Annotated in this window: 14 protein-coding genes; 8 read left to right on the plus strand and 6 right to left on the minus strand. The window is 32.9% G+C overall.

Going from position 1 to position 23527, the window contains the following annotated elements; all coding sequences use genetic code 11:
- The first annotated feature begins 85 nt into the window (after positions 1-85).
- Together NHF47_RS01710 and NHF47_RS01715 are read left to right on the plus strand one after the other, a co-directional pair.
- Positions 86-1975, plus strand: a complete 1890-nt coding sequence (locus NHF47_RS01710; protein WP_252763298.1) for a S9 family peptidase — start codon at positions 86-88, stop codon at positions 1973-1975.
- Positions 1976-1997: 22 nt separating this feature from the next.
- Positions 1998-2510, plus strand: coding sequence for a hypothetical protein (locus NHF47_RS01715; protein WP_308219253.1), 513 nt, complete (start codon positions 1998-2000; stop codon positions 2508-2510).
- Positions 2511-2568: 58 nt separating this feature from the next.
- Here the strand turns inward: NHF47_RS01715 and NHF47_RS01720 are convergent, their stop codons facing one another.
- From NHF47_RS01720 to NHF47_RS01730, 3 genes are all read right to left on the minus strand, one after another.
- Positions 2569-3960, minus strand: a complete 1392-nt coding sequence (locus tag NHF47_RS01720; RefSeq protein ID WP_252763299.1) for a dipeptidase — start codon at positions 3958-3960, stop codon at positions 2569-2571.
- Between the two features lie 101 nt (positions 3961-4061).
- Positions 4062-8147, minus strand: coding sequence for a reprolysin-like metallopeptidase (locus tag NHF47_RS01725; protein WP_252763300.1), 4086 nt, complete (start codon positions 8145-8147; stop codon positions 4062-4064).
- A 133-nt stretch (positions 8148-8280) separates the two neighbouring features.
- Complete coding sequence (locus tag NHF47_RS01730) at positions 8281-12939, minus strand: choice-of-anchor D domain-containing protein (protein WP_252763301.1); 4659 nt, start codon at positions 12937-12939, stop codon at positions 8281-8283.
- A gap of 164 nt (positions 12940-13103) precedes the next feature.
- Between NHF47_RS01730 and NHF47_RS01735 the strand changes: the two genes are divergently transcribed.
- On the plus strand, positions 13104-13532 hold the full coding sequence (locus NHF47_RS01735; protein ID WP_252763302.1) for a regulatory protein RecX: 429 nt from the start codon (positions 13104-13106) through the stop codon (positions 13530-13532).
- An 83-nt stretch (positions 13533-13615) separates the two neighbouring features.
- Complete coding sequence (thiL, locus tag NHF47_RS01740) at positions 13616-14662, plus strand: thiamine-phosphate kinase (protein WP_140998198.1); 1047 nt, start codon at positions 13616-13618, stop codon at positions 14660-14662.
- 101 nt (positions 14663-14763) lie between these two features.
- On the opposite strand, the gene NHF47_RS01745 is transcribed toward thiL, so the two are convergent.
- Positions 14764-16308 carry a glycine--tRNA ligase gene (locus NHF47_RS01745; RefSeq protein ID WP_252763303.1) on the minus strand — a complete coding sequence of 515 codons (1545 nt, stop codon included), beginning with the start codon at positions 16306-16308 and terminating at the stop codon, positions 14764-14766.
- Between the two features lie 60 nt (positions 16309-16368).
- The gene (locus NHF47_RS01750; protein WP_252763304.1) at positions 16369-17202 is read right to left on the minus strand and encodes a hypothetical protein; all 834 of its coding nucleotides are present in this window, start codon (positions 17200-17202) and stop codon (positions 16369-16371) included.
- 62 nt (positions 17203-17264) lie between these two features.
- Between NHF47_RS01750 and NHF47_RS01755 the strand changes: the two genes are divergently transcribed.
- Together NHF47_RS01755 and NHF47_RS01760 are read left to right on the plus strand one after the other, a co-directional pair.
- Positions 17265-17948, plus strand: a complete 684-nt coding sequence (locus NHF47_RS01755) for a ComF family protein (protein WP_252763305.1) — start codon at positions 17265-17267, stop codon at positions 17946-17948.
- Between the two features lie 69 nt (positions 17949-18017).
- Positions 18018-19628, plus strand: a complete 1611-nt coding sequence (locus NHF47_RS01760; RefSeq protein ID WP_252763306.1) for an Ig-like domain-containing protein — start codon at positions 18018-18020, stop codon at positions 19626-19628.
- Positions 19629-19636: 8 nt separating this feature from the next.
- On the opposite strand, the gene NHF47_RS01765 is transcribed toward NHF47_RS01760, so the two are convergent.
- Positions 19637-20404 carry a nitrilase family protein gene (locus tag NHF47_RS01765; RefSeq protein ID WP_252763307.1) on the minus strand — a complete coding sequence of 256 codons (768 nt, stop codon included), beginning with the start codon at positions 20402-20404 and terminating at the stop codon, positions 19637-19639.
- A 132-nt stretch (positions 20405-20536) separates the two neighbouring features.
- Between NHF47_RS01765 and NHF47_RS01770 the strand changes: the two genes are divergently transcribed.
- Entirely contained in the window at positions 20537-21463 is a 927-nt protein-coding gene (locus NHF47_RS01770) for a PfkB family carbohydrate kinase (RefSeq protein WP_252763308.1), read from the plus strand.
- Between the two features lie 83 nt (positions 21464-21546).
- Positions 21547-23445 (plus strand): amidophosphoribosyltransferase, encoded by a 1899-nt coding sequence (locus NHF47_RS01775; RefSeq protein WP_252763309.1) that lies wholly within the window; start codon positions 21547-21549, stop codon positions 23443-23445.
- Positions 23446-23527: the final 82 nt, after the last annotated feature.

A 23527-nucleotide genomic window follows, 5' to 3' on the forward strand; every position in this document is an offset into this window, starting at 1 on the left:
TGAAGGTCTTTTTTATTTTATGAATTTCTAAACATCAATTTCTTTAAAAATAACTAATTTTAGACTTTATAAAAAAGCAAACACAATGAAAAAAATAGCTTTAATATTGATTAGCATGGCAGGAATAACCGCAAGCGCACAAGAGGTAATGACTCCTGAATTATTATGGAAATTAGGTCGTATTTCTCCTTTGGGAATTTCCAATGATGGCAAAAGCATCATTTATAAAGTGAGCACCCCTTCTATGGAAGAAAATAAGTCTAACTCAGAATTTTTCAGTATTCCAATTACTGGAGGTAATGCAACAAGCATTAAAAACCATAGTGATTTAGTACAAGACAAAAATAAACATGGCGAATGGATTTTAAGCAACAAGGAAGTAAAAATTGATCCAACACATGGAAAAGATTTTTATCCCGAATTAGAGAAAAGTGAGGTACAAATATTTAATGCATTAGATTACCGTCATTGGGATACTTATAATGATGGTCATCATAATCATGTTATTTTAACCAATGCAAAAAATGAAGAGATCGATATCCTTTCTAATGAACCTTATGATTGCCCACAAAAACCATTTGGAGGTGACGAAGATTACATTTGGTCTCCAGACGGTTCCAAAGTAATCTATGTATGTAAAAAGAAGACAGGAACTGATTATGCAACGAGTACGAATACTGATTTATATGAGTATGATATTGCTACTAAAACCACCAAAAATCTCACTGAAAAAAATCTAGGTTATGATGTAGCACCTCAATTTTCACCAAATGGTGATTTATCATGGCTCCAAATGAAAAGAGATGGATATGAGGCTGATAAAAATGATATTATTGTTCGTCATAAAGGATTAGATATTAATCTTACTGCCAGTTGGGATGGCACTGTAGATAGTTTTACCTGGAGTAAAGATGGTAAAAAAGTATATTTTTTAGCTCCTGTAGCCGGAACAAAACAATTGTTTGAGGTTAACTTTCCAGGATTAACTAAAATAGCGGTACGTGTCAATCAAATCACCGAAGGGCAATTCGACGTAAATCAAATTATTGGTTTTAATGAGGATATAGTTTTCGTTACCCGTAGCGACATGAATCATGCGAATGAAATATTTAGTTACAATTTAAAAAAGAAAAACTGGAGCCAAATTACTCATGTAAATACTGATGTATATGCTAAATTAAACTTACCTAAAGTAGAAAAACGAATGGTAAAAACAACCGACGGAAAAGACATGCTGGTTTGGGTTATTTTACCACCTAATTTTGATGCTTCAAAGAAATATCCTACCCTTTTATATTGTCAAGGAGGTCCTCAAGGAGCCTTATCTCAATTTTATTCTTTTAGATGGAATTTTCAAGTAATGGCTTCACAAGGCTATATAGTTGTGGCTCCAAACAGAAGAGGAATGCCAGGTCATGGTGTTGCTTGGAATGAGCAAATTAGTAAAGATTGGGGTGGTCAAGTGATGGACGACTATTTAAGCGCAATTGATGATGTTGCTAAAGAAAATTATGTTGATACATCACGATTAGGAGCAGTTGGAGCTAGTTATGGTGGCTATTCTGTATTCTATTTAGCTGGAATTCATAAAAAACGTTTTAAAACATTTATTGCTCACGCTGGTATATTTAATACCCAAAGTATGTATGGCACTACAGAAGAGGTGTTTTTCACTAATTGGGACATGGGTGGTGCTTATTGGGAAACCAATAATAAACTCGCTCAAAAATCATATACCGATTTTAATCCGATTACCTTAGTGAATAATTGGGACACCCCTATTTTTATTATTCAAGGAGCCAAAGATTATCGTGTACCCATGGGACAAAGTCAAGAAGCGTTTCAAGCAGCGCAATTGAAAGGAATAAAAAGCAGATTTATGTTATTTCCAGAAGAAAATCATTGGATTTTAAAACCTCAAAATGGGTTAGTTTGGCAAAGAGAATTTTTTAAATGGTTAAAAGAAACACTTTAAAAAAACAAACCTCTAGTTAACCATGATGCCGTTTGAAGAAATAGAGTTAACCGTCAATACCTTTCACAAATTAGGATTGACTGTTGAAGCAGCTCAGTTTTTAATTGAAACCTATCATTTGAATCATCCTAATTTTGATTCCTTTGAATTAATGGAAGTAGCACAACCTAGTTTTATCGTAATGGTAACAATTGGCGTATTGGGTCAACCCCAAAAAATTCAAATTCCTAAAAATGTTTTTGAATTTCCACTGGTTTTAATTCTAAATTTACTGGCTCATGAAATGTTACATGTACGACAAAAAGCTCCAGATAGCCTTGTTGAAGACAAAAATGAAAGAGAATGGCAAGCTTATTATGAGATGCTCTTCCATAAAGAATTTCCTTTAATTCCTATGGTCTCCAATTTTAACCTTAAGGATTTTGCAAATAAAGGCTTAGAATATTACAGAAGAATGGGGGAAAATTCCTATTTGCAAGAAAAATACGCGCCTCAAAAAGAAGAAGTAGAACAATTTTTACTACAATTACATTAAATAAAAAAGAGACAGTAAAACTGTCTCTTTTTTATTTAAATATCGAGAAATTTAGCAATTAACTTTTACTCATTTCTGTAAAATATTTGTAAAATAAGGGTATTGTTTCAATTCCTTTCAAGTAATTAAAAATTCCAAAATGTTCGTTTGGAGAATGAATAGCATCGCTATCTAACCCAAAGCCCATTAATATGGTTTTACTCTTTAATTCCTTCTCAAATAAAGCTACAATAGGAATACTTCCACCAGAGCGAACAGGAATTGCTGGCACTCCAAAAGTTTCTGTATAGGCTTTATTTGCCGCTTGATAGCCAATACTATTAATTGGAGTAACATATCCTTGACCACCATGATGTGGTTTGACTACCACTTTTACCGATTTAGGAGCAATCGCTTCAAAATGGTTTTTAAAAAGCGTGGTAATCTCTTCCCAGTCTTGATTAGGAACTAATCGCATAGAAATTTTGGCAAAGGCTTTACTTGCTATAACCGTTTTAGCACCTTCACCAGTATATCCTCCCCAAATACCGTTCACATCCAAAGTAGGTCGGATGGAATTACGTTCATTGGTTACATATCCTGCTTCACCATAAACATCATCAATAGCTAAGGCATTTTTATATTTTTCAAGCGAAAAAGGAGCTTTTGCCATTTCAGCTCTTTCTTCTGCTGATAACTCTTCCACTTTATCATAAAAGCCTGGTATGGTAATATGATTGTTTTCATCATGCAACGAAGCTATCATTTTTGTTAAAACATTAATTGGATTGGCTACGGCTCCGCCATATAATCCAGAATGCAAATCTCTATTTGGTCCTGTAACTTCAACCTCAACATAGCTTAAACCTCGAAGTCCCGTTGTTATAGAAGGTTGCGTATTTGAAATCATTCCAGTATCTGATATAAGAATTACATCATTGGCTAATTTTTCTTGATTTCTTTCCACAAACCAGCTTAAGCTTTTCGAACCAACTTCTTCTTCACCTTCAATCATAAATTTCACATTACAAGGTAACGAATTGGTTTCCATCATGTATTCAAAAGCCTTAACATGCATATACATTTGACCTTTGTCATCACATGCACCTCTCGCAAAAATAGCTCCTTCTGGGTGTATTTCAGTGGTTTTTATTACAGGTTCAAAAGGAGGAGATGTCCATAAATCAATAGGATCTGTCGGTTGTACATCATAATGTCCATAAACTAAAACGGTTGGCAAATTAGCGTCAATAATTTTTTCACCATATACAATAGGATAACCTGGTGTTTCACATAATTCTACAAAATCACATCCAGCTTTTTCTAAACTTGCTTTGACAGCTTCTGCGGTCATAATTACATCATGAGCATAAGCGCTATCAGCACTTACAGATGGAATTTTCAACAATTCTATTAGTTCATTTATAAATCGATCTTTATTTTTTTCAACGTAACTTTTTATGTTTTCCATTCTTTTTTATTGGTTTGTAAACCAAAGTTACAAAATAATATAATTACAAAAAAAATGAGTTGCCATTTCTGACAACTCATTTCATTATTCACTATAAAAATCTAAAATATAATTTTCTTATTAATTACTTGCCCATTTGTTAAAGTTACTCTAACAAATAAAGCTTGATTTGTAGACGTAAGAGAAGTTATAGCAACTGTATTTTGATTCAAAGAAGAACTTTCAAACAGCGTTCTGCCTAATACATCTAAAACACTTACTTTCTTAATCATCTCTTTTCCTGAATCTACAACAATAGATTGCTCTTGCGAATAAACAATAATTGCAGCATCGTTCACAAAAGTTGAAATATCTAAAGCACTTTCTCTATATACAATTGAAAAACGATCAGTAAAAGTACCCGCTTGAGAAGTAAATGCATAAGCTGTTTGTTTTAAATCATGAATTACATTGGTATAAGCGTCTCTTAAATAAATATTTTGAGAAGCAAACAAACCGTCCATAGACTCTAAACTTATGGTATAACTACCTGACACACCTACTTTCAAACCTAAAGTTACACTATCTGTATCTAAAAATGGTAATCCTTTCCCTTGAATTACATATTCATTATCGTTGATAATACTGTAAATATAAGTAGTATTAGCAGTATCTAACATTTTACCATCAATTAAATTATCTACTCCATTCGTAGCACCTTCTTTATAACCTACTAAAATTTGATTATAGGCTTCAGATGAGCTATTTAAATTCAACCAAAATCGATGTACTTCAGGTGTGTCATTATTTTCTTCTGTTGTAGTTCTAAAATATTGTGTACTTGAAGTTGCGTTTACTCGTTGTGCATTAGTAAAAGTAGCATTTCCAAAATCATATGCTCTTACATAAAATCCTTGTCCTGTTTGAATTTTACCGTTAGGTGTTTGACCTCCTGCAGCAGCAGCAGTTCCTCCTAAAGTAGTGTAGGAAGCATAATTATTAGCTGGATAGACACCTCCACTTGCCGCAACAGTATGTGTCCAAAAATAAAGTGCACCAACTGTGGTTGCATTATCTTGTAAGAATCGATCAGCATCTATTGGAGATGCATAAGGATTTCCTAATAAGTTATATCCTTTTCCTAAGCCTACCGTTAAATCACCATTAAAAGGAACTCCTGAAAATTGACCATTATAAGAAGCCGGTGTAGTAGCTGACCAGTTGTTATCTACTCGAATCATGTATCCTTTACCTGTAGCAAAATTTGTAGTAGGATCTACAGATTGATAAGCTGTAGGCGTAGTCGTTCCTGTATACAAATATTCGTAAAAACGAGTACTAATAGTATTTGGAGAAAACGCTAATAATTGTTGCCCAACAACTGGAGAAGACCATGCTGTATAATCCAAACGAATCATAGGAGCTGAATTTCTTTTAACCACTATATTTCCTGTATTACTTGCCTCTCCATTAATTTGTCTTAATGCAGCATTATTATTAATTGTTAAAGAACCACCAGCAACAACATCTATTTCATTCGTAATAGTTAAAGTATGTCCAGAATTGATGATAACGTTAGCTCCTGAACCAATGGTTAAAGAACAAGCTTCTAAATCTGCAGTTGAAGTATAATTTCCGTTAATAATAGCTGCCACATTTTTGATTGGCACCCCATTAGACCAAGAAGTACCATTCCAAGTTGTGGTAATTACTCCACATGCGTTAGGAGATTCAACTATTTCTTTGTAACAAATTCTAAATGAAAAACTATTTAAAGTTCCATCTCTACCAGCAGTTACATCAGCAACTCTGAAATACCAATTCCCTTGCGCATTTTGACCGTTTAAAACATTTAAATCGCCAGTTGGCTTCATAGTTCCAAAATTACTAGTTGGACCACAAGTTGCTGCTGTTGCTGACTGACTATCCCATGTCCCAGTTAAATTAGAAATAGCATTAGTACAACTACCGCCAGTAAACAACTGTACAAATGTTCCTTCTGGACTATTTATAGCAGCATATAGATGATTTCTTCTCGAATGAGTTATATCAGAAGTTACATTAACATCTGTTATAGTTACATTATCTGGTACATTTAAAACAAAATTTTGATATGCCAATGGACTTTGATCTGTAATTGTATTACCCGAAGTAAGTGTTCTAGTATATGTATTACAAACATCGGTAACTACATATCCAATTGCAAAATCCTGAGTATTGATAGCATAAAAATCATTTCCTGTTGGCTCGATTAAAATTCTACAATAAGGTGCAGCCACATTAGGAATCGTAACATTTTGACTACCATCATTAGTGGTATTACTAGCTAACGTTATTGGAAACGTTTGACCGCCATCTGTAGAAAGTTTAATATTTACATTGGCTGCACCCGTCATGGTATTCGTTCCATTTACTGACCAAGTTACAGTTTGTGTGGAACCTTGTGTATAACTAATTCCGGTTGTATTCTGAGACGTTATTAAAAACGGACCTTTAGTTCTGTCGAAAGTAACCGCAGTATTTACGCCTTTATTATTTCCTCCATCTGCTCTGTTATCTCTAACGGTCATTCTGAAGGTTAAAGTTCTATTCGCGCTAGCGTCATTGGGTACTATCTCCCATTGATTTCCTGTAATTCCATTAGTAACATGGTCTTGCATTCTTGGAAAATACCTTACCCCTGAATTACTTGGCATAAAAGATCGGAAGTTGGGACCATTTGTTTTCGTTTCTGTTGGGTAAGAAGCTACAGCACCAACAGTGGTTGCATCATCTACCTGTTCCCAACAATAAGATAAAACGTCTCCTGAGTCTGTATCAGTAGCAGAACCAATTAATTTAAAAGCTGTCCCTCTTGGTAAAGTTTTTGTAGTTGGAGCACTAGGTACTGGTACAGCATTAGAAAGTGATACAATTGAAGGACATGATTTACTTTTTATATTCGTAGTTATTTGTTGAATTGAACCCGCATGAAAAATAGGAATAGAATGATTAGCCACATCGGTTGCTCCCGTAATACCAGCATAACCCATAATTGTTACTCCAGAACCTGGTTCCATATTAACTGAATTATTTTCAGCACTATGCGAAAAAGTATGATTCCCACCTAATTGATGACCAATTTCATGAGCCACGTAATCAACATCGAAATTGTCCCCATATGGTATACCATCTCCCGGTGAAGTATAACCACTCCCTTTACCCGAACCTAAACCAGTCCAAGGTTGAGTAGAAGTACCACATACACAGCCTATACATCCTGCATTACCACCACCACCATCTGCACCAAAAAGATGCCCAATATCATAATTAGCACTTCCAATAACACTTGTTAATGTAGATTGTAATTGTGAATTCCAGTTATTCATGTTGGCAGAATCCGAATAAGGGTCTGTTCCTGCATTATAGTAGATAACATTTGTAGTGGTTGCTATTAATTGCATCGTACAATTAAAATCGACTTCAAAAATAGCATTAACACGAGTATAAGTAGCATTAAAAGCTGCCATAACCAAGTTTACTTGTGCGGAACTTGTTGCACCAAAATAATTCGCATACTCTCCAGTACAAGATTGAGCCATTCTAAAAACTCTTAGATTAGAATCGTCTGCATCTCTCAAGAAAGAACTCTCCATCTCATTTGGATTACCCACTCTTTGAATTGCTTCTTCAGTCGTACAGATAAATTCTCCTTCTGCCTTTGTTGATTTTGCTCTATCAAAAACAATACACGTTTTATAATCTATTGATACTGGATCTATAATGTAGGTAGTTTGTTCTGAACCCGAACGAATAATCGCACTTATACCATTATAGGGTGACACACTAAATCGGATTGAATTGGAAGGATTATTTACACCTTGTCCTGAATAAGATCTAATTTCAGGAAACTTATTTTGTAATTCGGCTTCAAAATTAGACGCTTCCACAATTCGATATTGCTCCAAGTTACCCTTAGGGTTTGGAATCGAAACTATTGCATTTGAAATTTCAGTTAAAGATTCTCTTTTAGGAACATTTATCAAACTAGATTTAAAAGCTTGATAATCGAATTCAAATAGTTCATATTCTAAAGGTAAGGATGACCTTCTTATCTCTTTGGTATCTAAGAAAGTTGACTTTTCTACTTTTTTCCATCCATTTTGTTTCTGAGAAAAACCGTTCAAAATAGAGAAAAGCAGAGTTAATGAAAGTAAAATTTTTTTCATTTCTCGGTTGGTTAATAGGTAATTTTTCTACTCGATTAATACAACAAATATAAAATTATTTAGCATATTTTTTACATTTAAACGAAAAAAACTGCCATTTAGCAGTTTTTTTCGTTCTTTTTTGTAGGAAAATTTAAAAGATAATCTTTTTAGACATTTTATAACCGTCTTCTAATTCAATTAACACGATTAATGGGACATTATTTTTATTTAGTGATTTTAGTGTTAATTCTCTTTGATTAATGTTTTTTTCATCAACTATTTTTCGAGCTAAAATATCATAAACACTAACAGATTTAATATTACTTTTCGAAGTTGATTTTATTTCGATAAACGAACCTGTGTGTATTTCAACAAGATTATCATTAGCTATAAATGATTCATTAGATAACACACTAGTATTTTTAAATCGCAATACAAATCGGTCATTAAAAATGCCTTTAGGAGCATCAAACGTATAAGGTGCTGTTTTTAAATTATGAATAACATGCAAATATAAATCTTCCAGATAAATATCTTGATTAGAAAAAAGACCATCTAAAGCAAAAATTCCAATAGTATTACTTCCATTTTTAGTTATTTTAACACCTAAAGAAACGATATCATCATCATTAAATGGAAATCTTCCTTGAATATTCATGTTTTTTTCTTCTACTATGGAATAAATTGAGGCTTGCGTAGCTTCTAAAGCTACTGCATCAAACATTCTATCTCTACCCATGGTAGCCCCTTCAACGTACCCAACAAGTGTTTTAGCAGATTGATTAACATCAGTTTTTAATTCTAACCATATTCTATGTTTGTTGCTACCAGTTGCCGTTCTATAAAACTGACTGTTATCATACCCTTTGTCTCTCATAGAATTATTAAAAACAACAGTTTCGGTTGCAGCTGCACCATCATTCATAATTGTAAAAAAACCTTGGCCACCAGCTATCAAACCGTTAAATGTACTTGGACCAAAACTTGCTCCAGTACTATTATATATCACATAATCATTAACCGAATAATTAGCTTGATACGAACCATAAAAAGGGTTTTGAATACTTGTTGAAGGTGTTATTCCGTGTGTCCAAATTCTTACTGCTCCTTCAATATTAGTATTGGCAAGAAGAAAATCTATCGCATTTATGGAAGATGGATAAGGATTTCCAACTAAATTTAAATTATCATCTACATTAGTGATGGTCACTCCATTGTTTCCAGAATAATCTAGTCCAGTATAATCTGCTCTTTCAATTGGTACTGAAATGATTCCATTTCTTGCCACTCCTGTAAACGTTCTTGAAAACACATCTCTCATAATATACCCTTTTCCAGATTCCATAGAAGTTCCTAAAGCCAGATTCCAATATCCATAACCCCCATTTGGATTAGACTGAGTTGGATTCCATATATACACATGACCACTAGTTGGTGTAACACTCGATTCAGTAGGTGAAGACCAATAAACATAATCCAAAGCACTACCTGAAGTCGTTCTTTCATATGTAATATTACCTGTGTTTACTCCTGAATCATTCACTTGAATTAAAGAACCATCATTTAAAACCGTTAATGTGCCATCAACAGTTAAATCATTATTAACTTGAATATAATCATCCGCACTAACAGTTATCGTTTTACCTACTTCAACAAGTAAATCTCCTGAAGCAATTAAATTATTAGAAACACTAGTTGTAAAATTATTATTCATAATTACATCGTAAAAAACTTCTGTCCCTTCAGGAGCTACTGCATTGATTATCTGATCTGTTATCCCTTTAAACACAATAGTTCCGTTACCCTCTTCTAAAGCATCTTTTGTTCTATTATTGGTCCAATTTCCATGTAAAAGAAGTTGTCCATCTGCAGTAGCTGAATTTGCGTCATCCATATCTAAAACTCCAGAAGTGTCAATTAATAAATCTCCAAATACTTCTAAAATATTATTATTGCTAGCAAAAAGTTCTACTTTACTCCCTAAAATCGAAATGTTGTTACAAACTGCTAAATCAGTATAATTATCCGAATAAGCCGCTGTATAATCTACTCTAGCAACATTAGTTGCAGAAGCTGTAATAATCACATCAGTGTTCGCATCTGGGACAGCTAAACCTGACCAGTTAGCACAGTTAAACCAATTTGTATCTACATCTCCTACCCATTGACCTGAAGGGTTACTTGGTCCAATCACAAAAGTTCTACCAGCACTTGTAGCTACAACATTTGTTGGATTTAAATTATATCTTCCGGTCCCTAAAGTCCAATTATTGGAAACATCAGCCACCGCATTAATTATTTGGTAAATGGAAGCTGTTCCATGTTCTTTATCATTTTCATAATATCCACTTACAGCACTTGAACTAATACTTTCCACATTAAAACAAGTTAATGCTGCAGGTAATCTTGACTCCCTTGGATTTGCAGAAGTAGTTGCACTCGAACCACTACATGCATTTGCCAAAGGCACCCAAGCCGCTCTATTTGTCAATCCATGCAGTAATGTGCCTGATAAATAATAATTTGCTTGATTGGCGTCAATAGTTCCATCTGATGTAAAACTTCCTTGAACTAAATACATTTGATCTGGAGAACTTGTAGAAATATTTGGTGTTAAAAATGTCCCTCCTAAAACACTTCCAGAAAAATCTGAAGTTCGATTGCTAGAAACATTATTAGTTATTACATTAATTGTTCCAAACCAATTTGCGGTTCCATTAGTAATTATCTGTAAAACAGAACCCGCAGGAATTGAAGTACTACCATTATAAGTAATATCGGCTTGATAAGGAGGCTCACTAGGATCGTCTCCTCCGCCTCCCCATTTATTAGTTCTCACACCAGCTGCAGCACCCGCTTCATATCTAGAATTTACAATTGAAAATACGGTCCCTGGTAAAATATCCACTAAAGTTGCTACTAAATATTCATCTTCAGCCCCACTTCCATTAATTTGCCCATCATAACCTGTAAAAATCAACTCTCCAGATCTAAAAGCAGTACCCCCAGTTGCTAAATTAGAAGCTATTGCAAGAATATCAAAATTATACAATGACTCATCAGAATCTGAATTTGAGATATTTATAGTATTGGTAAACAATCCTGCTACAGCACTGTTAAAAGTAACGGTAAAGAATGTAGAACCACCCGCAACAATAGTACTCACCGAAGGTTGTGTAATCACAAATTCTTGAGGCAATGAAGTATCTGAAAAAGTGATGGGCAACGATAAATTTAAATCGGTTGTGCCCAAGTTCTGAATTACAAATGTTTGGACGATATTAGTGCTTATTAATGCACTACCAAAATTAGTATTATCAGTGGAAGAAGGAGAAGTATCTCCATCAACAATAGTAATGCCATTACCTGTTACATTAATTTCTGGACCAGAAGGTGGTGTGCCACAAATCACAGTTACATCATCAAAAGCTAAATTTCCTGCACTTTTAGTATAGGTAAATCTAAATTGCTGTAAATTATTTGGCAAAGAAGGTACTGAACCCGAATTATAAGTGATAGTTGTACCAGTTGTTGGAAGTGAAGTAATAGTATTCACTGTTACCCAAGTACTTCCATTGTAACCTTCAATTAATAATGAAGAAGCGGCATTAGTACCATTTCCCTTTATCCAAAATGAAAGTTCAATTGCATTTGTAAAAGAAGGTGTAACTAATACATCATTAGTATCATTAAATTGTACTGAATTAGGTGAAAGCCCTGAACTACCAGCAGTGGTGTAATTTCCTAATCCACTTCCGGTCCAACCACTTGAAAAATTAGAACCTGTAAAGGTGTTAAAATTTTCACTTACACAAGGTCCTGTAGTAACGGTTAAAGTAGCTTCAGAAGAAGTTACAGTGCCACATGGAGCTGTACCAGAAACTAAAACGCGATACAAATAACCATTCATGCTTAAGGTAGTCGTAGGAGTAGTGTAACTATTGGAATTTGTACCCACATTAGACCAAGAACTACCTCCATTAGTAGATACTTGCCATTGATACAAAGTAACATTTGTTGCCATAACAGTAAATGTAGCAGTAGCACCGGTTATAGTAGCTTGATTAGTAGGCTGCGCAGTTATTGATACTGAATTCACAACACTTACTGACTGTGATACAGCATTCGTTGACCAACAAGACCCGTTAAATACTCTTACATAATACGTTCCCGAAGCAGTAGCCGTGTAGGAAGAGGTTGTTGGAAAAGAAGTATCAGTTCCTGTAGCACTAGTTTGCCAATAAGCTGTTGTACTTGGCGAAGAATAAGTCAAACTCGAAGAACCACAAGCAGCAGTGACTGAAATACTTCCAGAAGGATCAGCTGGTGGCGAACAAGCAGAAAAAGTAGTCCATGAAATGTCATCAATTTTAATTTGATTACCTGATGTTCGCAATTCTAAAACAACATTTCCTGATACGTTAATAGGTTGACTATAAGCAGCTACAGCATCAGAAGTGGGAGAAACAGTTATTGTCTCTCCAATTTGAGACCCGTTTACCCATACTTGAATACTTCTCGTACCAGTTCCTGTAAAAGCACGTACATATGAAAAATTTAAAACACCCATTCCACCAGCATAGGTTGGTGAAGTTACCGAACCAGTACCACTTGTACAAATTGCTTTTCCATTTAACGTTTGATCTGTTCTAGCTGCAGTAGCATTCCAAGTAACACCATCTGTTCCTGTCCATGTTCTAGACAAATAACTTCCAGTACTAGCAGTAGGTATATTTGAGAAATCTTCTAAACCTTGCGCACACGCAAAATACCCCATAAAAAGGGTAATTAATAGTAATCTTAGCTTCATTGGTTAATAGCTTTAAAGATTTGGTTAATAACAAAATAGCTTTTAAAAGTAGGCAAAAATATTTAATAATACGTATTTTTGTTCAAAATTTACTTTACTAAATCGTTAAGACTTTGAACCAAAACAATTCGTTAACCCTCTCATTACAAGATATTCTTACAAAAATGGAGTATTATTGTTCCTACCAAGAGCGTTGTTATAAAGAAGTAGATGAAAAGCTTTTTTCATACCGAGTGAGCTCAGCTGAAAAAGAGAAAATCCTGATTCATTTAATTGAAAATAATTACATCAATGAAGAGCGTTTTGCTAAAAGTTTTACTAGAGGAAAACACAACTATAAGAGTTGGGGTAAACTGCGAATTAAAAACGAATTAAAATTTAGAAATATTTCTTCAAAGATCATTGAGTTAGCCTTACAAGAAATTGATGAAGAAAAGTATGTGCATCACTTTAATTCTCTTGCTGAAAAACATTGGTTAAGTTTAAAAGAAAAAAAAGGGCCTAAAAAAAATAAAAAATTTGTTGATTACTTTTTGCGTAGAGGTTATGAAAGCCATCTTATTTATGACAAACTTCAAGAATTAGACTTGTAGTTTCTTTACAAGCAAAGTAAGATTTCCTACTCTTCAAAACAAACCATTACTCCAAATAATACTATCTTTGCAAAAAAAATCACATGTTAGAAGACAAAAACCAAAAAAGAACCAGTTTAGCTGAATTAGGAGAATTTGGTTTAATTGATTATTTGACCAAAAATATCACCATCAATCACGAATCTACCATTAAAAGTATTGGAGATGATGCAGCCGTACTTAATTTTGAAAATAAAAAAGTAGTGGTTTCTACCGATTTATTGATTGAAGGTGTTCATTTTGATTTAGCCTATATGCCTTTAAAACATTTAGGTTATAAGGCGGTGGTAGCTAATCTTTCCGACATTTGTGCCATGAATGCTAAACCTACACAAATTACGGTATCTTTAGCCATGTCTAACCGATTTCCTTTAGAAGCTATTGAAGAATTATATGAAGGTATAAAATTAGCCGCTAAGGTTTACAATGTAGATATTATTGGAGGCGACACCACTTCATCTCAAAAAGGATTAATTATTAGCATCACAGCCATAGGAGAAGTAGACTTAGACGAAGTTGCTTATAGAAATGGTGCAAAACCAACCAATTTATTAGTGGTAACTGGAGATATAGGTGCTGCTTATATGGGATTACAGGTTTTAGAACGCGAAAAACAAGTATTCCAAGTGAATCCAAATAATCAACCCGATTTAGAACAATATTCGTATTTAATTGAAAGACAATTGAAACCCGAAGCCAGAGCGGATATCAAAGAATTGTTAGCTCAATTAGACGTAAAACCCACCTCTATGATTGACATTTCAGATGGTTTATCATCAGAAATACTTCATTTGTGTAAACAGAGTAAAGTGGGTTGTAATCTTTATGAAGAAAAAATTCCAGCTGATCCTCAATTAATTTCTGTTTGTGAAGAATTCAATCTTGACATTACCACTATTGCTTTAAGCGGCGGAGAAGATTATGAATTGTTATTTACCATTAAAATGGAAGATTTTGATAAAATTAAAGCCAATCCCAATTTTTCGGTAATTGGACATATGGTGGAAGAAAAAGAAGGTGTGCATTTAATTACAAGAGCAGACACTAAAATCCCTTTAAAAGCAAGAGGTTGGAATGCACTTGAAAATTAGAAATTAAATTTCAGAATTTAGAAACATCTCAACACTGCTTTATAGACAATAAAAAATCCCAAATGGTTTCATTTGGGATTTTATTTTTAGTGTAAAACTAATTATTTCATTTTCATCAACCAGTTTCTCATAGAAACTTCATTGTTGATAATTCCTCTTAATTCAGAAATAGCAACACGTTGTTGTTCCATAGAATCTCTATGACGAATGGTTACCGTTTTATCTTCTAACGTTTGATGATCTACAGTAATACAAAATGGTGTTCCTAACGCATCTTGCCTTCTATATCTTCTTCCAACAGCATCTTTTTCATCATACGCTACGTTGAAATCCCATTTTAAATCTTCAATGATTTCTTTAGCAACTTCTGGCAAACCATCTCTTTTAATTAAAGGTAAAACGGCCGCTTTAGTGGGTGCTAAAACAGAAGGCAAACGCAATACGGTTCTAGTCGAACCATCTTCTAAAGTCTCTTCTTGCAAAGCTTTTGAAAAAACCGCTAAAAACATACGATCTAAACCAACCGATGTTTCTACTACATAAGGTACATAGCTAGAGTTGGTTTCATTATCGAAGAATTGTAATTTTTTACCAGAATATTCTTCATGCGCTTTTAAATCAAAATCAGTTCTAGAATGAATTCCTTCTAACTCTTTGAAACCAAATGGAAAGTTGAATTCAATATCAGCCGCTGCATTCGCATAATGGGCTAATTTTTCATGATCGTGAAAACGGTAATTTTCAGCACCTAAACCTAAAGATTGATGCCAAGCTAAACGGGTTTGTTTCCAATACTCGTACCACTGCATTTCTTCACCTGGCTTTACAAAAAACTGCATTTCCATTTGTTCAAACTCACGCATTCTAAAAATAAATTGTCTCGCTACAATTTCATTACGAAATGCTTTACCAGTTTGCGCAATACCAAAAGGTATTTTCATGCGCCCTGTTTTCTGAACATTTAAAAAGTTTACAAAAATACCTTGAGCGGTTTCAGGCCGCAAGTATAAGTCCATTGCCGTATCAGCAGAAGCTCCTAATTTTGTTGCAAACATTAGGTTGAACTGTCTTACTTCGGTCCAATTTTTAGAACCCGATTCTGGACAAGCAATTCCTAATTCTTCAATCAACGCTTTTACATCTGCCAAGTTATCACTTTCTAAAGAACGTGCCATGCGCTGTAAAATAGCATTTTTTTGATCTAAATATCCTTTAACACGCTCATTTGTACTTACAAATTCTGCTTCGTTAAAAGCATCACCAAAACGCACTTTCGCTTTTTCTATTTCTTTTTGTGCTTTGATATTGATTTTTTCAGCATAATCTTCAATCAAAACATCGGCACGATATCTTTTTTTGGAATCTTTATTATCAATTAATGGATCGCTGAAAGCATCTACGTGACCTGAAGCTTTCCAAGTGGTTGGGTGCATAAAAATAGCGGCATCAATTCCTACAATGTTTTCATGCATTTGCACCATGGCTTTCCACCAATATTCGCGTATATTTTTCTTTAATTCAACACCGTTTTGTGCATAGTCATATACCGCACTTAGTCCGTCGTAAATTTCGCTTGACGGAAAAATAAATCCGTACTCTTTTGCATGCGAAATTACATTTTTAAATAAATCATCTTGTTTTGCCATGTTGCAAAAGTAAAAATAGGTTTTAAATAAAGAAAAGATTTTTTGTGAATAATTTGAGTATTATTCATATTCAAAAATAGTGCTACCAATTTTACAAAAAGAATTGTAAACATTAATAATATATTTTCCTTTTATGGTTTTGTCTGCTTCTAAATCTACATAGGTACAAACATCTAAATCTTTCTTAGTGTACATTGCTTCTGTTTTCGCACTATAGGTCAACTTCAAGTTATTTGTTTCTAAATGCGTGTCTTTAACAGATATAATTTGATTTTTTGGATTCACTACTTGAACGTATAATTGCTTATTTCCATTTCTTACAAATTCATTTCCTTCTAAAGTAAAACAAACTCTGATTTGCTGAATTTTACCCTCTCTATTTTTGGAATACAAATCTGATAAAATCTTCACCCCTCTAGCATTTAAATTTATGGCATTTAAATTCTCATGTCTTCCTACGTATTCATTCTTTTTATGAGAGACCAATTCTGCCAATTCTTTCTTGTTTTGGGTAAGTATCGTATTGATTTTGATTATTTCGTTAGAATCCTCATTAATCTTAGATTTCAAAAGATTAATTTTATATTCTAAGGATTTGTTTTCATGGTTAATATCCCAAGTAGTAGAAAGAAAATGCGCTTTATTTTCTTGAGCGGCTACCACAACCTTTTCAACCTCGGCAACTTCATTCTTTTCAATCACTAAATTAAGTGAATCGTATTTTTTCAGAATTTCATCAAACTGATTTTGAAGCAATTTGCTTTCTATATTGGATTGATCCACTAAAAGATCATATTTAGCACAAAGATTATAATATCCAAAAACTAATAATAACACCAAAAAGGTTAAAACAGTTAATGAAATTTTAATAATTGTCCTTTTTTTGAATGCCATTAAGTTCTATTTTTGATTAAATTAACTGAATTTTAAGTCTCTCTAATTTTATTATCGGTGTAATGCATAAAAATCTGTTAAAATTATTATTTCCCTCACTTTGTTATGGTTGTAACGAACTTTTGTTAAACAATGAAAAAATAATTTGTAGTTCCTGTATTCATCATTTACCTTATACACACCATCATCTATTAGAACAAAATGATACTTTGAATAAATTTTATGGCATAGTCGATTTAGAATTTGCCTATTCCATGCTCTATTTTCATAAAGAAGGTATTGTCCAAAACCTCATTCATCAATTAAAATATAAAGGCAAACAAGAAATTGGCACTTTTTTAGGATTAAATTATGCTCCATCATTACAGCATTTAAAAGAAAAATATCGAATCGATGAAATAATTCCAGTTCCGCTCCATCCGAAACGATTAAAAGAAAGAAATTACAATCAAGTAGAGACTTTTTGTATCAGTTTATCTAATGAATTAAGCATTCCTTATAACGACACTCTTTTATTCAGAAACGAGTATTCAAAAACACAAACCAAAAAGAATAAAATTGAACGACAAACAAAAGGTAAAAATTTATTTGAAGTTAGAAATAGCACTGAATCCAATGGAAAACATTTTCTTTTAATTGATGATGTAATTACTACTGGAGCAACTATCGAAGCTTGCACCAAAGCTCTATTAAAAATCCCCAACGCTAAAGTTAGTGTAATTACGTTAGCTTATACACAGTCATAAAAAAAAATAAAAAATTATGTTTACACTAAATATAGTTGTTATTTTGTAAGCGTTTAGTTAAAAGAAGGCATGAAAAATATCTATTGTATAACATTTGGGCTTATTGTATCGCTCTTACTATTTACGAGTAGTTGTGCAAAACGAGGCACTATTACAGGTGGTTCAAAAGACACTATTGCACCAAAAATTATTTCTAGTAATCCAGAAAATTTCAATACTAATTTTAAAGGAAATGAAATACGAATTGTTTTTGATGAACTTATTAAGGTAAAAAACATTAACAAGCAATTAATTATTTCTCCTCCTTTCAAAACGCAACCCATTATTATCCCTCAAGGAAGTGCAAGTAAATTTATTTCTGTAAAAATTTTAGATACTCTAAAGCCAAACACAACTTATAGTTTTAATTTTGGTCAAAGTATCACAGACAATAATGAAGGCAATCCTTATTCGCAATTTAAATACGTTTTTTCAACGGGAAGCTATATAGACTCGTTAACTTTAGTTGGCAAAGTTAAAGATGCGTACGAAGAAAAACCTGATAATTTTGTATCCATACAATTATATGACGCCCCTACTTTTAAAGATTCAACTATATATAAGGAAACACCTCTTTATGTAACGAATACCTTAGATAGTTTAAAATTCTTTGCCTTCGAAAATATAAAAGCAGGTGCTTATAAAATTATTGCACTAAAAGACAAAAATAACAACTACAAGTTTGATCCCAAAACAGATAAAATTGCTTTCTTGGAACAAACTATCACTTTGCCAAATGATACATTATGTGAATTAGAGCTTTTTAAAGAAAAAACAACTTTTAAAGCCGAAAAACCAATTCAACAATCCAATAATAAATTCTATATGGGTTTTCAAGGAAATCCTGAAAAAGCAACTATTATTGCAACCACTGGAAGTGAAACTATCCCTGTAAAAATGACTAAATTTCCAGATAAAGGAAAAGATTCCATTCAGTTATTTATCCCTACAATACAAGCAGATTCTTTACAATTTACAGTTAAAAATGGAGACTATTCAAAGACTTTTACAAGTAAAGTTAAAGAATTCAAACAAACGGATTCTTTAGAAATTCAAAGCACACAAAGAAACCTTAACTTTAGAGATGCTTTAATCGTTAAGACAAAAACACCTTTGGTAAACATAGACAAGAGTAAAATTAATTTAATGGATAAAGATTCCGTTGCTTTAGATTTTTCCTTTGAATACCAAGAATATCAACAAGAAATTGTTTTTGATTTTAAAAAAGAAGAAAACCAAAAATATACGCTGAATTTTTTACCAGAAGCGGTGCAAGATTTTTATAACACCAAAAACGATTCACTTTCCTTTTCTTTTACTACTAAAGCACTCTCCGATTATGGTAATTTAAACGTTACCGTTAAAAATGCAAACCGCTTTCCTTATATTCTTCAAATCTTAACAGACAAAGGAGAAGTCGTAGCTTCAGAAAGTAGAGAAAATAATGAATCCGTCTATTTCGAATCTATTGAACCTAGAATTTACACCTTACGAATTATCTATGACGATAATAAAAACGGCATTTGGGATACCGGAAATTATTTAGAAAAAAAACAAGCCGAACAAATAATTTATTACTCTAAAAAAATTGACGTTAGAGCCAATTGGGATGTAGAACAAGAATTTAGAATTGGCGATTAAAAAAAACTTTAAAAGTTAAGTTCAAAAACATCTCTATCGTTTAAAAAGTTGAGTTTTTTTCTGGTTTCTAGCATGTTTTCTTTATCTATTTCAACTACAAAGACACCTTGATTCTCTTGAGCATTCAGTATTTCATTCCCTAAATAATCTACTACTTGAGAACTTCCCGTATATTCCAATTGATTCGCATCGTTACCAATACGATTAACACCAACAGTATACACCATGTTTTCTATGGCTCTGGCTTTTAATAAGGTATTCCAAGCGTTAATTCTTGGTTTTGGCCAATTTGCCACATAAATTAATAAATCATACGATTCAATATTTCTACTAAAAACTGGGAAACGTAAATCATAACATATTAAAGGACAAATTTTCCAACCTTTATATTCAATAATACGCTTCTCTCTCCCTTTCGTATATACTTTCTCCTCTCCAGCTAGTGAAAATAAATGTCTTTTATCATACCACTCTAAAGTGCCATTCGGAAAAATAAAAACCAAACGGTTGTAGAATTGCTCTTGTTCTTTTATAATCAAACTTCCTGTTACAGCTATTTTTTTCTCTCTTGCAAGATTTTTTAGCCACTGTATTGTAATTCCATTCATGGACTCAGCTATTTCCGAAGGAGTCATGGTAAAACCAGTGGTGAACATTTCCGGTAAAATTAAAAGATCAAAAGTTTCTTTACAGGTATGTAGGTACTTTTCAATAAGATTCCGATTATTTTCAGGCTGTTGCCAAATTAACGCTGTTTGAAAAATTGCAATTCTCATCTTTTAACAAATAAATTTATAGTATAAAATTAGAAAAATTATATCAAAATAGATTCGCAATTTTACTTTATTAAAACCTTTACAGTTTTAAACTAAAGTTTTATCTTTGCAACTTATTTCAAAAAGGATATAATGAATAAATTACTTATCGTGGGTACAGTAGCATTTGACGCTATTGAAACTCCATTTGGAAAAACAGATAAAATTTTAGGAGGAGCAGCTACATATATTGGTTTATCATCTTCTTTTTTTAACGTAGATGCAGCAATAGTTTCTGTAGTAGGAGAAGATTTTCCAAAAGAACATTTAGATTTATTAGAAAATAAAGGTATCAATATTGAAGGAATTGAAATTGTGAAAGGAGGTAAAACCTTCTTTTGGAGTGGCAAATACCATAATGATTTAAATTCAAGAGATACCTTGGTAACCGAATTAAATGTATTAGCTGATTTTAATCCTGTAGTACCTAGCAATTATAAAAATTCAGAAGTGGTTTTATTAGGTAATTTACACCCATTAGTACAATCAAGTGTATTAGACCAAATGGAGGTTAAACCAAAATTAATTGTTTTAGACACTATGAACTTTTGGATGGACTGCGCTTTACCTGAATTATTGGATGTAATTAAAAGAGTCGATGTAATTACAATTAATGATGAAGAAGCGCGTCAATTATCTGGTGAATACTCATTAGTAAAAGCAGCTCAAAAAATCCACACTATGGGACCAAAATATGTGGTTATCAAAAAAGGAGAACACGGTGCTTTATTGTTCCACAACAAGGAAGTATTCTTTGCTCCTGCTTTACCTTTAGAAGAAGTATTTGATCCAACAGGTGCTGGTGATACTTTTGCAGGAGGATTTGCTGGTTATATTGCACAAAGCGAAAATATTGCTTTCGACAATATGAAAAATGCGATTATTTATGGTTCTAATTTAGCATCATTCTGTGTAGAAAAATTTGGTACAGAAAGAATGGAAAGATTAGAAAAAGAAGAAGTAATTGCTCGCTTACAACAATTTAAAGCGCTAACGCAATTTGAAATAGAATTAGATTAAAGTCATATGCCTCGAATTTTCGGGGCTTTTTTAATAATAAATTTTCATCATAACACTAATTACTCAAACAACACAACAACTTTATGAGTGACGCTATTAAACACGAATGTGGGATTGCATTATTAAGACTATTAAAACCCTTAGAATACTATAAAGAAAAATATGGTTCCTCTTTTTATGGTGTTCAAAAAATGTATCTCTTAATGGAGAAACAACACAATCGTGGTCAAGATGGTGCTGGTTTAGCTAGCATTAAAATGGATATTGAACCAGGACAAAGATATATTAGTAGAATTCGTTCCAATCATGCTCAACCAATTCAGGATATTTTTTCACAAATTAACGGAAGAATCAGTAATGAATTAGCAGAACACCCAGAATATCTTAATGATATTGATTTACAAAAAAAGAACATTCCTTATATCGCGGAATTATTTTTAGGACATGTTCGCTATGGAACGTTTGGAAAAAACAGTATTGAAAGCGTACATCCTTTTTTACGTCAAAATAATTGGATGCATCGCAACCTTATTGTGGCTGGAAATTTTAATTTAACCAATGTTAAAGAATTGTTCCAAAGCTTAGTAGATCTAGGCCAACATCCAAAGGAATTAGCTGATACCGTTACCGTAATGGAAAAAATAGGTCATTTTCTTGATGATGAAGTAACCGATTTATATCAAAAATGCAAGAACGAAGGCTATTCCAAAAAAGAAGCTTCTGCTGTTATCGCAGAACGTTTAAACATTCCTAAAATTCTAGAAAGAGCTTCTCGAAATTGGGATGGTGGTTATGCCATGGCAGGATTAATTGGACATGGAGACTCATTCGTTTTAAGAGATCCAGCTGGGATTAGACCTGCTTATTATTATAAAGATGATGAAATTGCCGTTGTAGCTTCAGAAAGACCCGTAATTCAAACTGTTTTCAATGTTCCTTTTGAAGAAGTAAAAGAACTAGAACCAGGAAATGCAATAATTATCAAAAAAAATGGAAATGTATTTATAGAAGAAGTTCGAAAACCGCTTATAAAAAAAGCTTGTTCTTTTGAACGCATCTATTTTTCTAGAGGAAGTGATGCAGAGATTTACAAAGAAAGAAAAGAGCTTGGTAAATTAGTATTTCCATCTATTTTAAAAGCCATTGATTACGACACCGATAATAGTGTGTTTTCTTTTATACCGAACACAGCAGAAACCTCATTTTACGGAATGGTTGAAGCAGCCAATGATTTTTTAAATCAAAGAAAAATCAAATCCATTCTAGAAAACAAAGAGCAACTTTCAGAAGAAAAATTACAAGATATTTTATCGGTTAAGTTACGCACCGAAAAAGTAGCTATAAAAGACGCAAAACTTCGAACTTTTATTACAGAAGATAGTAGTAGAGATGATTTAGTAGCGCACGTTTATGATGTTACTTACGGCGTGGTTAAACCCAAAGATAATTTAGTCATCATTGATGACAGTATCGTAAGAGGTACAACTTTAAAACAAAGTATTATTAAAATGATGGATCGCTTACAACCGAAAAGAATTGTGGTGGTTTCATCTGCACCTCAAATTAGGTATCCAGATTGTTATGGTATTGACATGGCTAAATTGGAAGGTCTAGTTGCTTTTAAAGCTGCTTTAGAGTTATTAAAAGAACGTAATTTATACCACATTGTAGATGAAGTTTATAAAAAATCAAAAAGTCAAGAACTTTTTAAAGATGATGAAGTAGTGAATTATGTAAAAGAGATTTATGCACCCTTTACAGATGAAGAAATTTCAGATAAAATTGCAGCCATGTTAACTCCTGAAGGTGTTCGTGCAGAAATTAAAATAATCTATCAAAAAGTAGGAGATTTACACAAAGCTTGTCCTAAAAACTTAGGAGATTGGTACTTTACAGGTGACTATCCTACCGCAGGAGGAAATCGAGTTGTAAATAGAGCATTTATGAATTTTTACGAAGGAAAAGATGCTCGAGCGTATTAAAAAAGCTTTTTATCGGTTTTTTGTGTTGTTCAACAATTTTTTTATGCTATCAACAACACTTACTATACTTTAGCACTACCAG

This window comes from Flavobacterium sp. NRK F7, from assembly GCF_024054195.1.
Classification (GTDB): Bacteria; Bacteroidota; Bacteroidia; order Flavobacteriales; family Flavobacteriaceae; genus Flavobacterium.

Excerpts from the sequence above, each read along its gene's own strand:
- NHF47_RS01710 (WP_252763298.1), top strand. The coding sequence starts at position 86 with ATGAAAAAAATAGCTTTAATATTGATTAGCATGGCAGGAATAACCGCA.
- NHF47_RS01715 (WP_308219253.1), top strand. The coding sequence starts at position 1,998 with ATGATGCCGTTTGAAGAAATAGAGTTAACCGTCAATACCTTTCACAAA.
- NHF47_RS01720 (WP_252763299.1), bottom strand. The coding sequence starts at position 3,960 with ATGGAAAACATAAAAAGTTACGTTGAAAAAAATAAAGATCGATTTATA.
- NHF47_RS01725 (WP_252763300.1), bottom strand. The coding sequence starts at position 8,147 with ATGAAAAAAATTTTACTTTCATTAACTCTGCTTTTCTCTATTTTGAAC.
- NHF47_RS01730 (WP_252763301.1), bottom strand. The coding sequence starts at position 12,939 with ATGAAGCTAAGATTACTATTAATTACCCTTTTTATGGGGTATTTTGCG.
- NHF47_RS01735 (WP_252763302.1), top strand. The coding sequence starts at position 13,104 with ATGGAGTATTATTGTTCCTACCAAGAGCGTTGTTATAAAGAAGTAGAT.
- thiL (WP_140998198.1), top strand. The coding sequence starts at position 13,616 with ATGTTAGAAGACAAAAACCAAAAAAGAACCAGTTTAGCTGAATTAGGA.
- NHF47_RS01745 (WP_252763303.1), bottom strand. The coding sequence starts at position 16,308 with ATGGCAAAACAAGATGATTTATTTAAAAATGTAATTTCGCATGCAAAA.
- NHF47_RS01750 (WP_252763304.1), bottom strand. The coding sequence starts at position 17,202 with ATGGCATTCAAAAAAAGGACAATTATTAAAATTTCATTAACTGTTTTA.
- NHF47_RS01755 (WP_252763305.1), top strand. The coding sequence starts at position 17,265 with ATGCATAAAAATCTGTTAAAATTATTATTTCCCTCACTTTGTTATGGT.
- NHF47_RS01760 (WP_252763306.1), top strand. The coding sequence starts at position 18,018 with ATGAAAAATATCTATTGTATAACATTTGGGCTTATTGTATCGCTCTTA.
- NHF47_RS01765 (WP_252763307.1), bottom strand. The coding sequence starts at position 20,404 with ATGAGAATTGCAATTTTTCAAACAGCGTTAATTTGGCAACAGCCTGAA.
- NHF47_RS01770 (WP_252763308.1), top strand. The coding sequence starts at position 20,537 with ATGAATAAATTACTTATCGTGGGTACAGTAGCATTTGACGCTATTGAA.
- NHF47_RS01775 (WP_252763309.1), top strand. The coding sequence starts at position 21,547 with ATGAGTGACGCTATTAAACACGAATGTGGGATTGCATTATTAAGACTA.